Source organism: Clostridium sp. CTA-1, from assembly GCF_054768215.1.
This window is the reverse complement of sequence record NZ_BAAAAP010000066.1, coordinates 1-506: the sequence shown is the minus strand read 5'-3', so window position 1 is coordinate 506 and position 506 is coordinate 1. Positions and strand designations below refer to the sequence as shown.

At 49.8% G+C, this 506-nt stretch carries 1 protein-coding gene; it reads left to right on the top strand.

Annotation, left to right across the window (positions count from 1 at the left end; translation table 11 throughout):
* Positions 1-506: collagen-like domain-containing protein (locus ACYUEW_RS19045; protein WP_460277713.1), on the top strand; the 506-nt coding region annotated here is incomplete at both ends.

Genomic DNA, 506 nt, shown 5'->3' with positions numbered 1-506 from the left:
AAGGCACAACTGGACCTACTGGCCCTCAAGGTGTAACTGGTGCTACTGGTCCTCAAGGCATAACCGGACCTACTGGACTTCAAGGTGTTACAGGAGCTACTGGAATTCAAGGTGTAACTGGTGCTACTGGCCCTCAAGGTATTACCGGAGCTACTGGAATTCAAGGTATCACTGGCCCTACTGGAATTCAAGGTGTAACCGGTCCTACTGGAATTCAAGGCGTTACTGGCCCTACTGGAATTCAAGGTGTAACCGGTCCTACTGGAATTCAAGGTATTACCGGAGCTACTGGAATTCAAGGTATCACTGGATCTACTGGAATTCAAGGTGTAACAGGTCCTACTGGAATTCAAGGTGTTACTGGCCCTCAAGGTATCACTGGTCCTACTGGACTCCAAGGCGTTACTGGCCCTACTGGTCCTATAGGTGTAACCGGAGCTACTGGTCCTCAAGGCATTACTGGCTCTACTGGAATTCAAGGTATCACTGGACCTACTGGCCCTCAA